13 protein-coding genes and 1 tRNA gene are annotated in these 12,908 nt (G+C 71.0%); 6 read left to right on the forward strand and 8 right to left on the reverse strand.

Features of this window, described 5'->3' with window-relative positions; genetic code table 11:
* Positions 1 to 10 precede the first annotated feature (10 nt).
* Genes ABT288_RS00085 through ABT288_RS00100 form a run of 4 tightly spaced genes read left to right on the forward strand, consistent with a single transcriptional unit; the run spans position 11 to position 2,543 of the window.
* Positions 11 to 574 (forward strand): ATP-binding cassette domain-containing protein, encoded by a 564-nt coding sequence (locus ABT288_RS00085; RefSeq protein WP_351601176.1) that lies wholly within the window; start codon positions 11 to 13, stop codon positions 572 to 574.
* Positions 571 to 756: a hypothetical protein gene (locus tag ABT288_RS00090; RefSeq protein WP_351600642.1), complete on the forward strand. Its 186-nt coding sequence runs from the start codon at positions 571 to 573 to the stop codon at positions 754 to 756. Before ABT288_RS00085 ends, ABT288_RS00090 begins: the two co-directional genes overlap by 4 nt.
* 15 nt (positions 757 to 771) lie before the next feature.
* Complete coding sequence (locus ABT288_RS00095) at positions 772 to 2,085, forward strand: hypothetical protein (protein WP_351600644.1); 1,314 nt, start codon at positions 772 to 774, stop codon at positions 2,083 to 2,085.
* Complete coding sequence (locus ABT288_RS00100) at positions 2,082 to 2,543, forward strand: hypothetical protein (RefSeq protein WP_351600647.1); 462 nt, start codon at positions 2,082 to 2,084, stop codon at positions 2,541 to 2,543. Before ABT288_RS00095 ends, ABT288_RS00100 begins: the two co-directional genes overlap by 4 nt.
* A gap of 126 nt (positions 2,544 to 2,669) precedes the next feature.
* Here ABT288_RS00100 and ABT288_RS00105 read toward each other — a convergent pair whose 3' ends face one another.
* Positions 2,670 to 3,398: an SDR family oxidoreductase gene (locus ABT288_RS00105; protein ID WP_351600649.1), complete on the reverse strand. Its 729-nt coding sequence runs from the start codon at positions 3,396 to 3,398 to the stop codon at positions 2,670 to 2,672.
* Positions 3,399 to 3,497: 99 nt separating this feature from the next.
* The gene (locus tag ABT288_RS00110; RefSeq protein ID WP_351601179.1) at positions 3,498 to 4,166 is read right to left on the reverse strand and encodes a nitroreductase; all 669 of its coding nucleotides are present in this window, start codon (positions 4,164 to 4,166) and stop codon (positions 3,498 to 3,500) included.
* A 146-nt stretch (positions 4,167 to 4,312) separates the two neighbouring features.
* On the opposite strand from ABT288_RS00110, the gene ABT288_RS00115 reads away from it, so the two are divergent.
* Positions 4,313 to 4,963, forward strand: coding sequence for an FMN-dependent NADH-azoreductase (locus ABT288_RS00115; RefSeq protein ID WP_351600652.1), 651 nt, complete (start codon positions 4,313 to 4,315; stop codon positions 4,961 to 4,963).
* Between the two features lie 210 nt (positions 4,964 to 5,173).
* On the opposite strand, the gene ABT288_RS00120 is transcribed toward ABT288_RS00115, so the two are convergent.
* The 6 genes from ABT288_RS00120 to ABT288_RS00145 form a co-directional block, all read right to left on the reverse strand.
* On the reverse strand, positions 5,174 to 5,659 hold the full coding sequence (locus ABT288_RS00120) for a MarR family winged helix-turn-helix transcriptional regulator (RefSeq protein WP_351600655.1): 486 nt from the start codon (positions 5,657 to 5,659) through the stop codon (positions 5,174 to 5,176).
* 265 nt (positions 5,660 to 5,924) lie between these two features.
* A tRNA-Lys gene (locus ABT288_RS00125) sits at positions 5,925 to 5,997 on the reverse strand.
* A gap of 99 nt (positions 5,998 to 6,096) precedes the next feature.
* The gene (locus ABT288_RS00130) at positions 6,097 to 7,632 is read right to left on the reverse strand and encodes an amino acid permease (RefSeq protein WP_351600658.1); all 1,536 of its coding nucleotides are present in this window, start codon (positions 7,630 to 7,632) and stop codon (positions 6,097 to 6,099) included.
* Positions 7,633 to 7,748: 116 nt separating this feature from the next.
* The gene (locus ABT288_RS00135) at positions 7,749 to 9,965 is read right to left on the reverse strand and encodes a DEAD/DEAH box helicase (protein ID WP_351600661.1); all 2,217 of its coding nucleotides are present in this window, start codon (positions 9,963 to 9,965) and stop codon (positions 7,749 to 7,751) included.
* 259 nt (positions 9,966 to 10,224) lie between these two features.
* Positions 10,225 to 10,758, reverse strand: coding sequence for a hypothetical protein (locus ABT288_RS00140; protein WP_351600663.1), 534 nt, complete (start codon positions 10,756 to 10,758; stop codon positions 10,225 to 10,227).
* A 107-nt stretch (positions 10,759 to 10,865) separates the two neighbouring features.
* Positions 10,866 to 11,216, reverse strand: coding sequence for a metallopeptidase family protein (locus tag ABT288_RS00145; protein ID WP_228624376.1), 351 nt, complete (start codon positions 11,214 to 11,216; stop codon positions 10,866 to 10,868).
* A gap of 115 nt (positions 11,217 to 11,331) precedes the next feature.
* Between ABT288_RS00145 and ABT288_RS00150 the strand changes: the two genes are divergently transcribed.
* Entirely contained in the window at positions 11,332 to 12,885 is a 1,554-nt protein-coding gene (locus ABT288_RS00150; RefSeq protein WP_502972709.1) for a metallophosphoesterase family protein, read from the forward strand.
* Positions 12,886 to 12,908: the final 23 nt, after the last annotated feature.

A 12,908-nucleotide genomic window follows, 5' to 3' on the forward strand; every position in this document is an offset into this window, starting at 1 on the left:
GCGGGGCCTGCTGCCTCCCGACAGGGGAGAGGTGCGGCTGTTCGGCCGGCCCTGGGAGAGGCGGGCCCTGTCCCGCATCGGAGCGAGCATCAACGGCCCCAGTTTCTACGGTCACTTGTCCGCCCTGCAGAACCTGATGGTGCACGCCCATCTGCTCGGACTGTCCGAGGCGGAGGTCGACCGTACGCTGGACACGGTCGAACTGAACAGCAGCGACCGGAAGAAGGCGAAGGCCTTCTCCACCGGCATGAAGGGACGCCTGGCCCTGGCCATCGCCATGCTGGGAGACCCGGACCTGCTCATCCTGGACGAACCGCAGAACGGCCTCGACCCGGAGGGCATCGCCGCGCTGCGCGCCATGATGCGCCGCTTCACCGACACCGGGCGCACCATCGCGCTCTCCAGCCATCTGCTGGGCGAGGTCGCCTCGGTCGCCGACGACATCGGCCTGATCGCACAGGGGCGCCTGCGCTACCAGGGAAGTCTGACCGATCTGGCGCCGGACGGGGACCTCGAACGCGCCTACTTCGCGCTGGCCGGCGCCGCCGGCGAAGCCCGGACGGCGGCACGATGACCGCCCTCGTACCCCTGACGCCGCTCGTCGGCCTGCCCGCGACCCTGCGTGCCGAGCGCGCCGTCTGGCGACGCAGCACCGTCGCGTACCTGCCCCTGGGCGGACTGGCCTTCGCGCTCGCCAACAGCGCGATGTTTCTCTCCACCGGCCCCGGCAAGACCTGGAAGGACCTCCTCGGCTAACAGAACCTGTGGGCGATGTTCGTCGGCCCCATGCTCACCGTGCTGCTGGTGGTCACCGCGGCCCGCATCGACCGCGGCGCCCGAGGTGGCGGCACCTGGTGCCGGCCCGTGCCCCCGGGGTACCGGCACCTGAGCCGGTTCGCCGTCCTGGCCGCGCGGTCCCTCCTGCTCAATGTGCTCGGCGCCGGGGCACCCCTGCTGGCACTCGGGCTGCTGTCCAGCACCCAGCTCGTCCCCGCCGACCGCGCGGTCGAGGCCGTCATGGTCCCCTGGGTCTCCCAACTCGGCCTGCTGGCCCTGACCCTGTGGCCGGCCCGGCAGCTGTCTCCGGTGGCGGCCCTCGCCGCCGGGTTCGTGTGGACGGTGCTGGGGGTGGTGAACGCCGAGTCGGCCGCCTGGACGGTCCTGCCGTTCACCTGGCTGGACCGCGGGGCCCTGCCGGTCCTCGGCACGCACGCCAACGGTGTCGCCCTGGAAAGCCACTCCGCGCCGGCCGGTGCCTCCCCCTGGCCGCCCGCGCTCCTGGGCGCGCTGCTCGCGGCCCCGTTCCTGCTGCTGCCGCGGCTGCACCCGTCCGGTAGCCGGAGCGCCAAGCACCTGACGACACTCGACCGGCAGGTCTTCGCACCAGGAGCCACGGCGATCCTGGGCACGGTGACGGAGCCCGCCCCCCGCCTCGAACCGGGCAGGCCCCGGGTGGTCGCCGCCGTACTCGGCATGCTCCGCGGCACCGCACTGACCTGGCTGTGCCCCGGCACTGTCGCACTGATCGCGCTGTGGCTGTCCTGGCACGACCCGAACGCCAGTGTCCAGCTGTTCACTCTGCTGGTCCTGCCCATCGGCGCCCTGGTTCTGGGCCTGGTGGTCTGGAGCGCCGGCGGTCAGGGCTGGCGGGCGGTCGCCTCTCGCGCCACCGGCATCTCGGGCCCCGCTGTCGTGCTCACGCTCGTCACGGTCGCCATCGCGGTCGCCGTGTCGCTGATCACCGCGCTCCTCTGTCTGACGGCCGGCATTCCGGCCGGGCATGCCTGGCCGCTCGCGCTCACCAGCGCGACGGTCGGTGCGATGCTCGCCACGCTCACCCTGTGGCTGGCGATCCGTACGTCACAGGCCGTCGCGGCGGTCGTCGGGATCATCGGCATCCTCTTCGGCGTGCTCGTCGGCGGGACCGCCATGCAGCGGACGCTGTGGCCGCTGATCCCCTACTCGTGGGCCAACTACCTCGACCTGCACCGCATGTCGGTGACGCTCCCGGTGAGCCTGGTCGCCACGGCTCTCTTCACTCTCGGCATCACGCACGCGACCCGAAAGGCGGCGGAGAACTCATGACCACCCCCACGCGCACGCAGTTGCGCACCCGCACACGCACGGCGCGAGCCGGCGTACTGCTCGCCACGGCCGCCGGTCTGGCCCTGCCTCTGATCCTGTCCGGCTGCTCGTCCCAGGAGGGCGACGCCCTCACGAAATGGCCGGCCGCGACGCACAATCCGCAGCACATCACCGCCGACCAGCTCGGCTCCGCGTGGCCGGTGAAACCCCAGGAGGGCGACGTCCGCTGCGACACGACCCCGTACAACGGCTTCGCCATCACCTTCACGGCACCCGACGGCAAGGTCTACGCGCTCAATGACGTCGCCCACGACGACAAGGGCTACCCGAGCGCCGACACCATCCGGAAGCCCTCGTCGAAGACGATGTGGCGGCTGCGGTCGTTCGGATTGCAGGTCTGCAGCGTCGACCGGGCCAAGCACATGACACGGACACCGAAGCCTCCGAAGACCCCGTGATGCCGGCAGGCCCTTGCCGCGCAAGCCCCGGAGACGAGTCAGCGCCCGAGCCGACGCAGCCGGCTCGGGCGCTGCGCAGCAGCAACCCACAACCAATGGGACAGGACCCGCAGGCGGCGAGGGATGTCAGGAGAGCCAGTCCGTGTAGCGGGTGGGGGCGAGGTGGGCGTTCTTGTCGGTGAGGACGTCGCCCTTGACGACGGCGAACATGCCGGCGGTGGGGTCGGTGACGACGGTGCGGTTGTCGCCCTTGTGGGACAGGGTGATCCGGCCCAGCTCGTCCAGGGTGAAGATCTCGGGGCCGGCGATGTTGCGGATGCCGTTCAGCGGGGCGCCGGCGGCGACCTCCGCGACCGCGGCGGCCACGTCTTTGGAGGCGATGGGCTGGATGGGCGTGGCGGGCAGCCGGACGGTGTCGGCGTCGGCGGTCCAGGACATGGCGGCGTCCATGAACTCCATGAACTGCGTCGCCCGGACGATCGAGTAGGGGATCGACCCGGCCGCGAGGATGTTCTCCTGGAGCACCTTGGCCCGGTAGTAGTCCAGCTCCGGCACGTGTTCCACGCCGACGATCGAGAGGATGACGAAGTGGCCGACGCCGCCCTTGTGGGCTGCCGCCAGGAGGTTGTCCATCGAGGTCTGGAAGAAGGCCAGGGAGGCTTCGTCGAAGGTCGGGGAGTTCGTCAGGTTGACGAGGACGTCGGCTCCCGCCACCGCCTCGTCCAGCCCCTGGCCGCTGATGATGTCGACCCCGGTGGACTTCGAGTGCGGTACCGCCTCGTGTCCGGCGGCGTTCAGGTTCTTGACGACCTGTGACCCGATGAGTCCGGTACCGCCGATGACTGCGATCTTCATGGCATGCCTTTCGTCTTGATCACGTGCGCAATATGGCATATGGGCCGCTATACGGATGCGGCATGAAACGGCCCGTTGATCGGCCGAGGAGGGATGGCGTCACAGACCGTCGACGAACGTGACCGTCTCGTCGAGCGGCGCCCGGCCCATACGGGCGTCACCCGCTGTGACGTCTTCGAACCCGAACGACATGCCGCAGAAGAGGATGAGTTCGTCCGGTGGTGACAGGACCTCCGCGACGGTCTTGTGGTACTTCGCCCAGGCCATCTGCGTGCAGCTGTGCAGCCCTTCGGCGCGGAGCAGCAGCATGACGGTCTGCAGATACATGCCGACATCGGCCCACTGGGGCGAACCCATCTCGCGGTCGATGTAGCAGAACAGGGCGGCGGGCGCACCGAAGCAGTCCCAGTTCGCGGCAGCGGCCCGCTGACGTGCCTCCAGGTCCTCACGCGCGATGCCGAGCGCACCGTAGCGCTGCTCGCCGAAGGCGGATCGGCGCTCGCGGTACGGAGACTTCAGTGCGGGCGGATACATCTCGTACTCCGGCGTGTCCCAGGGGTCGCCCGAGGCCAGGCGCTCGCCGGCCCGTTTCTTGAGTTCGGCCAGCGGTGCGCCGGTCAGCACGTAGGTGTGCCACGGCTGGAGGTTCGATCCGGACGGCGCCCAGGCCGCGGCGGACAGCACGCGCTCCAGTGTCTTCCTCGGGACGGGTTGGTCGGTGAACCGACGCACCGCTCGTCGGCTCGTGACCGCCTCGTAGACGTCCACGATCACCCGCCTCCACCTCTGGTCCGGTTCACCTTCATCACACTCAAAATGGTATCACTCAATACCGTATCGTGTGCAACTATTATCGAGCGCGAATCCACAGCCCCCGGCTCCCCGCCTCGGGCGCCGTTCCTTGGAGAAAACCCATGGCCACGCTGCTGCACATCGACTCGTCCGTGTTCCCGGGCGAGGCGTCCTCGTCCCGTTCGGTCACTGCCGCCTTCCGCAAGACCTGGGAGGAACAGCACCCGGAGGGCACGGTGATCTACCGCGACCTGGCCGCCGCCCCTGTCCCGCACATCACCGCCGCCGCATGGTCCGCCGGTTACGCCGCCCCCGCCGAGCGCACCCCGGAGCAGTCCGCCGCGTTCGCCGCACGCGTGAAGCTCATCGAGGAACTGGAGGAGGCGGACGCCGTACTGATCGGTGCTCCCATGTACAACTTCTCGATCCCGTCGACCCTCAAGGCGTGGCTGGACAGCGTGCTCCTGCTCGGCCGCACCGCGGGCGAGACGCCCTCGGCCCAGGGCACCCCGGTGATCGTCGTCGCCAGCCGTGGCGGCTCCTACGCGCCGGGCACCCCGCGCGAGGGCTACGAGTTCGTACAGAACTATCTGGAGGCCGTCCTCAGGGGAACTCTCGGCCTGGACCTCGACTTCATCGTCCCGGAGCTCACCATGGCCCCCCGCAACCCGGCCATGTCAGAACTGGTCCCTCTCTACGAGGCGTCCCGCAACCGCGCCTTCGAGGACGCGACCGCCAAGGCCAAAGAACTCGCGGAGCGCCTCGCCGCGTGACCCCCTGGCCGTGGACGCCGTGTGACGCCCCGTCCCAGGAGGTCACACGGCGTCGTCGGCGCGTGCACCCCTCCGACGGTGGCCGTGGCGCCCTGTACAGCACACCGCCGGCCACGTATGCGGGCGCGTCACCCTCAATGCCGGTTTCGCGGTGGAAGCCGCATGAGACCAAGGGCGCCGACGCGGCCGACAACCGGTGCGCCCGCGCGCTTACGCCTCGTCGTCCGCCGGATGGGCAAGCCGTGTCAGCAGATCCCTCAGCTTCTCGGGCTCACCGGGCCCCAATTCCGCAACCAGACGCTCAGCCAGAGGCTCCGCAGCGACATGGACTGCATCGAAGAGCTCCAGCCCCTGAGGAGTGATCTCCACCGCCCGCACCCGCCGGTCCCCCGGAACGAGCTTGCGTACGGCCAGCCCCTTCCGCTCCAGGTCGTCCACGACCCGCATGATTCCGGCCTTGTCCGACCCCGTCGCCGCCACCAGATCCCGCTGCACCGTGGGCCCGTGATTGACCAGCTCGATCAGTACCGCGAAATGCCGCAACTCGATGCCGAGCGGCCGAAGCGCCTCCCCCATCACCGCGGCCGCGCGCCAGTGCGCCCGGCGCAGCAGCAGACCCAGAGCGAAAGGCGACGTGTCCCCGGGGCGGTCGGTCGCATGCGAGGTGGTGGGGCGGTGAGGAACGTCAGCGGCCATGAGGCCAGACTACTTCATTCGATACGGTATCGCCTGAAACTAAATGTGCGGGACGGCGCCGTTGGCATCGCAGTGCGACATCCCCGGCCCCGTCCGACAGCCGCCTGATCGTCCGCCGAGGTCCCAGCCGGACCGCAGGCCACGGGCACGTCCGCTCACGCATCGCTCACGCACGGGCCCGAAAACGCCGCAGCGCCCGAGCGGGCCGAAGCCGACTCAGGCGCTGCGTAGCAGGTCAGAGGCCATACCCCCCGCCTACCAGCCGTAGGCCCTGTGGGACTCGAACCCACAACCAATGGATTAAAAGTCCACTGCTCTGCCAATTGAGCTAAGGGCCCAGGCGATGTTGCCTGTCCGAGCATAGCCGGACGAGGCCGTGTCTCCGATCGGGTATCGGTGACGCGGCCGCGTCGGGAGGGGACCAAGGTTTCGGATGGTCACTTTTCGACCGGGTTCGGGGCCGGGGCCGCCCGCTCCCCGGTGAGGAACCAGTGACGGGCCGAGGCGAGCCACCAGGTCGCGGCGAAGCCGAGGACGACCAGGACGGCGACGGGGGCGTAGTTGAAGGTCTGCGAGGTGACCGGGGAGACCTGCGGGAGCATGAAGAGGACGGTGATCGCGGCCACCCACAGCACCGAGACCACGCCGATCACGCCCGACCAGCGGCCCAGGTGCCAGGGCCCTCGCTCGAAGGCGGCGCCCCTGCGGACCCGCAGGAAGGTCGGGATGACGTACGCGATGTAGAGGCCGATGACGGCGATCGAGGTCACCGCCGCGTACGCCGTCGAATTGATCAGATAGGGCAGGCCGAGGACCAGGGCGGCCAGCGCGGCCAGCCAGACCGCCGCCACGGGGGTGCGGGTGCGCGGGCTGACCGTGTGCCAGACGCGGGAGAAGGGCAGCGCGCCGTCGCGCGAAAAGGCGTAGATCATGCGGCTGTTGGCGGTCACCGAGGCCATGCCGCAGAAGAGCTGGGCGCCGATCACCACCAGCAGCAACAGCTTCCCCGTCGTCGCTCCCAGCGCGTCCAGGAGGATCTGGGCCGGGGGCGCGCCCGTCGGGGACGTCAGTTCCTTGTCGTACGACTGGATCGCGAACGTGAAGCCGAGCAGGAGCACGAAGCCGGCGATCCAGGACGTCCAGATCGAGCGGACGATGCCCTTCGGGCCCGCCGTGGACGCGTCGTGGGTCTCCTCGGTCATGTGGGCGGAGGCGTCGTAGCCGGTGAAGGTGTACTGGGCCATCAGCAGGCCGAGCAGGACGACGTACGTGCCGCTGCCCCAGCCCGTCTCGTTGACGAACTTCGTGAACACGAACGTCGCCGACTGGTGGTGGTCGGGGACGAAGGCGAGCGCGCCGACGATCACCGCCACGCCCAGCACGTGCCACCACACGCTCACGTCGTTCAGGAACGCGACGACCCGGACACCGAAGGTGTTCAGCAGGCCGTGGAGGATCAGGATCGCCGCGAAGAGGAGGACCGTGCGGCCCGGGGTCACCTCGAAGCCGAACTGCAGGTTCAGGTACGCACCGAGGAAGGAGGCCGCGCCGAAGTCGATGCCGGCGGTCACCGCGACCTGGCCCAGCACGTTGAACCAGCCGGTGAACCAGGCCCAGGCCGCCGCCGAGCGCGGTGGCGCCAGGCGGTGCGCCCAGAAGTACAGGCCCGCCGAGGTGGGGTACGCCGAGCAGATCTCGGCCATCGACAGGCCGACGAACAGGGTCATCAGGCCCACCGCCACCCAGCCCCAGGTGATCACCGCGGGACCGCCGGTGGTCATGCCGAAGAGGTACAGGGTCAGGCAGCCGGACAGGACCGAGATGATCGTGAAGGAGACGGCGTAGTTCGAGAACGCCGACATCCGGCGGGCGAGGACCTGGGTGTAACCGAGCTGGGCCAGCCGTTCCTCGTCCGACAGGCCCGACGGGCCGGACGCTTCCTGCTGCCCGCTCACTCTCGCGTCATCTGTCATGCCCCCAGCAATTCCCTCCCCGGGGGCGTGACATGCGTCACGCGGTGGCGAAAAAGGGCCCGTACGACGTGGTCGTACGGGCCCTTCTCAGGTCACTCGGCGGCGCTCACCCGGCGTCAGCCGTTGCGCTTCCAGCGCGGCTTGTCCTCGCGGCGGCCGAAGGAGCCGTTGCCGCGATGGTCGTCACGGCGGCCGAAGGGACGCTCGTGGCCGCCGGTGCGGAAGCCCGGGCGGTCGTCGCGGCGGTCACGGTTGAACGGGCGGTCGCTGCCCCGGTGCCCGGCGCGCTCGTCCCGGCGGAAGCCGCCACGCTCGCCACGGTCCCGGTCGAAGGAACGGCCACCGCGGTCGTCACGGCGCTCGAAGCCCCGCTCACCGCGGTCGCGGTCGAACGGGCGACGGTCGTCACGGCGGTCGTCACGGCGGTCGTCGCGGCGGTCGTCACGCCGCTCGAAGCCGCGGCCGCCACGCTCGCCACGGTCCCGGTCGAAGGAACGGCCACCGCGGTCGTCACGGCGGTCACGGTCGAACGGACGACGGTCGTCACGGCGCTCGAAGCCCCGCCCACCACGGTCGCCCCGCTCCTCACGGCGCTCGAAGCCCCGCTCAGCACGGTCACGGTCGAACGAGCGGCGCTCGTCGCGACGCTCGAAGCCACGGCCACCGCGGTCACCACGGTCGTCACGGCGGTCGTAACCACCGCGGTCGCGGTCGAAGCCCCGGTCCCGGTCGTGGCCGCGCCGCTCCCGGCGCTCGTACGGCGCCGAAGCCGCCGGACGCTCCTCGCGCTCGGTCTCCCGCTCCGCCGGCTCCTCGGCCACGGCCGCGAGCTCCTCCGCCGCCGTCGCCTGGGCCTCGGCCACCGCGGCGTCCGGGTCCTCGCCACGCTCGCGGGCGACGCGGGCGACCAGCCGGTCGGCCTCCTCGCGCAGCTCGGTCGCACGGCGCTGGGCGCGCTCCAGCTGCTTGGTCAGCTGGGTGACCTCGCGCTCGGCCTGCTGGGCGGCGTTGGCGGCGGACTCGGCCTGGACCTCGGTCATGGAGCGGGCGCCGGTGATCTCGGCGACCTCCGGGTCGAAGGCGCCGGCACCCTGGATGATGTGGCGGGCCGCGTCGACGCCGGCGTCCTCCATCAGACGGAAGATCTGGCGGCGCTGGTGCGGCAGGGAGAGCGACACGACCGTGCCGGTGCGGCCCGCGCGGGCGGTACGGCCGGCGCGGTGCAGGTAGTCCTTGTGGTCGCCGGCCGGGTCCACGTTCAGGACCAGGTCGATGCCGTCCACGTGGATGCCGCGGGCGGCGACGTCGGTGGCGACCAGGACGTTGACGTACCCGTCCTTGAAGTCGGCCAGCGTGCGGGTACGGGCGCCCTGGGTCATGCCGCCGTGCAGCGCGTCGGCCTTCACACCGGCGTCGCGCAGCTGCTCGGCGACGCGGTCGGCGCCCAGCTGGGTGCGGACGAAGATGATCGTGCGGCCCTTGCGGGAGGCGATCGCGGCGGTGACCGGCGCCTTGTCCTTGGGCTTCACGATGAGGATGTGGTGCGACATGGTCGTCACCGCGCCCTGGGCCGCGTCCACCTCGTGGGAGACGGGGCTGTTCAGGTAGCGGTCGACGAGGGTCTGGATCTCGTTCTCCATCGTGGCGGAGAAGAGCATGCGCTGGCCGCCGGCCGGGACCTGGTCGAGCAGCTCGGTGACCTCGGGCAGGAAGCCCAGGTCGGACATCTGGTCGGCCTCGTCCAGGACGGCGATCTGCACGTCCTCGAGGGAGCAGGCGCCGCGGTTGATGATGTCGCGCAGGCGGCCCGGGGTGGCGACGAGGATGTCGACGCCGCGCTCCAGGGCGTAGATCTGGTTGCCCATGGAGGTGCCGCCGCAGACGACCTTCATCTTCAGGCCGACGACGTCGCCGTACGGCTGGAGGGCGTCGGCCACCTGCATGGCCAGCTCGCGGGTCGGGGTGAGGATGACGGCGCGGGGCCGCTTCCTCTCGGTGCGGCCGCCGGCCAGCTGGGCCAGGGTCGGCAGACCGAAGGAGAGGGTCTTGCCGGAGCCGGTGCGGCCACGGCCGAGGATGTCCTTGCCGGCCAGGGCGTCCGGGATGGTCGCGGCCTGGATCGGGAAGGGGGTCGTCACGCCGTTCTGCGCGAGCTTGCGCACGACGCCCTCGGGCAGGCCGAGGTCGGCGAAGGTGGTCTGGGGGGTGGTGTCAGCGGCCTCGGGGGCCTCGGTGATCTCGGCCGTCGCGTCGGCGAGCTCCTTGTCGAGCTCGCTGAGCTCGTTGAACTCGTTCTCGGACACGACGAACTGATCAGTACTGGACACGGACATGCGAATGCGAAACCTTCCGGAGTCTCGTCGGCACGCGCCCGTCAACTCCGTGATTCGCTCACGACCGCCTCGATGCGGTCCGCCACGGCAAAGGAGAGTACGCGCCACACGGCGCGCTCTGTGGTGGCGCCGGGCAAATGGGATCAAACGATCTACCACCATACGCACCCACCACCCCTGAACGCAAACTGGCTCCGTTTCCGCAGGTGAGCCGCATCGCCGTGCCCCGGCGACCACACCCGGGGACCAGGTGCCGAGATCACGAACCGACGCCCGCCCCGGGCTCCGGTGCCGGTTCGCGCTGGACGAGCTGCGTTCCCGTCGCCTGGTGGGCCGAGGAGGACGGCTCGGCCGACGGGGGCTCGGAGGTCGCCGGCGGCGGGCTGGAGGCGGGCGGCTCGGGCGGGGCGGAGGTGGCCGTCGGCGTCGGCGGGGCATTGCTCGGCGCCGGGCCGCCGGGGTCGACGGTCCGGCCGGGCCCGCCGGGCTGCGCGGGGGCCACGGGCGAGCTGACCTTGCCGGACGGGGCGGTGGCCGACGGGGAGGCCGACTTCTCTCCCGGCTTCTTCTTGCCGCCGTGCTCGTGCTTGCCGTCGTCGGCCGCGCCGTCGTGCCCGCCGAAACCTCCGGCGCCGTGCACCGGGCCGCCGTCGGGCGCCTCGCCGCCGTGCCGCCCCGCCGAGTGCGAGCGCCTGGCCGGGCCCGCGTCGTCACCCACGTTCACACAGCCGGCGGCAGCGGCGAGGGCCAGCACCGTGACGGTGAGCCGGACGGGTACGGACAAGGGGCGCACGGCGGCCACCTCCGGAGGCAAGGAAAGAAGTCAACCTCCCCAACTCCCGCCGCCCGCAAGAGGACACGCGCCGCGTTCGCACCGGCGCTCACCCAGGGGCGGGGCGCTCACCCGTAGCCGAGGGTGTGCAGCCGTGCGTCGTCGATGCCGAAGTGGTGGGCGATCTCGTGCACCACGGTCACCTCGGTCTCCGCGACGACGTCCTCGCGGGAGTCGCACATCCGCAGTGTGGGCCCGCGGTAGACGGTGATCCGGTCCGGCAGCACGCCCGCGTACCACTCGCCCCGGTCGGTCAGCGGCGTGCCCTCGTACAGTCCGAGCAGCTCGGGGTCGTCGGCGGGCGGTTCGTCCTCCACGAACACCGCCACGTTGTCCATGAGCCGCATCAGCTCCGGCGGGATCCGGTCGAGCGCCTCGGCGACCAGTTCCTCGAACTCCTCGCGCGTCATCTCCAGCACATGGTCATTGTCCGGTACGAGGGCCCGTACGAGAGTGGTGCGGCACCGCATATCCGCCCCCGTACTTGGGCATACGGCACCAATGGTCCGCGTCCCTGTCGCAGCCCTCCGCACGATGACGAACCGCCTGCGCCCCGCGACGAGCCGAACGCACCCTGCCCGTCGCGGTGCCCGCCCGCTCCCCGCCCTGGAACTCGCCGCCCGCCCCCATCCCTGGCTCCGCGCCCTCGGCCTGACGGCCGTGGTCCTCGTCGGCGCCTGGCTGGGCCTGCTGATCGTCGGCAATGTACGGGCCCCGGTCGGGCCGATGAACACGACGATGGCGCTGCGCCCGTCGCTCACCGGCGGCACGAAGATCAACGTCTCGCCGCTGGGCGCGCTCACCCTGGACAGCCATGTGGCACCGGTCCGCCTGGACGTCAACGTGGACCAGCTGGACGCACTCCGCGCCCAGGCCCTGGTGGACCACCCCGAGCGGATCTCCGGCCTCCAGGACGAGGTCGCCAGGGACGTCGAGCACGGCACGCTGGACCTGGCCGTGCGCTCCTGTGTCGCCGTGGTCGCCGGCGCCACGGCCCTCGGCCTCGCCGTCTACCGCACCCCCCGCCGCTCCCTGGCCGCCGGCGGCCTCGCTCTGGCCCTGCTGGCCGCGTCCGGGGCGAGCGCGTACGCCACCTGGAACCCGAAGTCGATCCTCGAGCCGAAGTTCTCCGGGCTGCTCACCTCGGCACCGGCGGTGGTCGGCAACGCGCGCAGCATCGTCACGGAGTTAGACGTCTACCAGAAGGAGCTGGCCCGCCTGGTGACGAACGTGACGAAGCTCTACGACGTCACCTCCACGCTCCCGGCCTACCAGCCGGACCCCTCCACCATCCGGGTCCTGCACGTGTCGGACATCCATCTCAACCCGGCGAGCTGGAAGATCATCGCCTCGCTGGTGGACCAGTACAAGGTGAACGTGATCGTCGACTCCGGCGACACGATGGACCACGGTACGGCGGCGGAGAACGGCTTCCTGGACCCGGTCCGGGACCTGGGCGCGCCGTACGTCTGGGTGCGGGGCAACCATGACTCCCGGACCACCCAGCGCTATCTGGAGCGCATGAAGAACGTGCACGTCCTGGACGACGGCCGGGCGCAGACGGTCGCGGGACTGCGTTTCGCGGGCATCGGGGACCCGCAGTTCACCCCCGACCGCTCGGTGGTGCCCGGCGGGGACGCGGCCGAGCGGCTTGCGGGAGACCGGCTGGCCAGCGCCCTGCGCGACCAGCGGGCGGCCGGCACCCCGGTCGATGTGGCGATCGCCCACGAGCCGTCGGCGGCCCGCGAGACGGACGGCGTGGTGCCGCTGGTGCTGTGCGGCCATCTGCACCACGAGGGGGACGAGATGCTGCCCTACGGCACCCGGCTGCGCATGGAGGGTTCCACGGGCGGAAGCGGGCTGCGGGCACTGGAACGCGCGTACCCCGCCCCCATCGAGGCCTCGATCCTCTACTTCGACCGCCACAGCCACCGTCTCCAGGCCTGGGACGCGATCAAACTGGGCGGGCTGGGCGAGGCGACGGCCGAGGTCAGCCGCCATCTGTCGGACGAGAACCGGCCGAGGACCACCCCCTCCCCGGGCACCTCGTCCCCCGCTTCCCCCGCCTCGTCCGCCCCCTCGCCGTAAACCGTTTTGGCGATCCTCCCCGC

Origin of the sequence: Streptomyces sp. NPDC001093 (assembly GCF_040298985.1) — a bacterium.
In the GTDB taxonomy this organism is placed as follows: Bacteria; Actinomycetota; Actinomycetes; order Streptomycetales; family Streptomycetaceae; genus Streptomyces.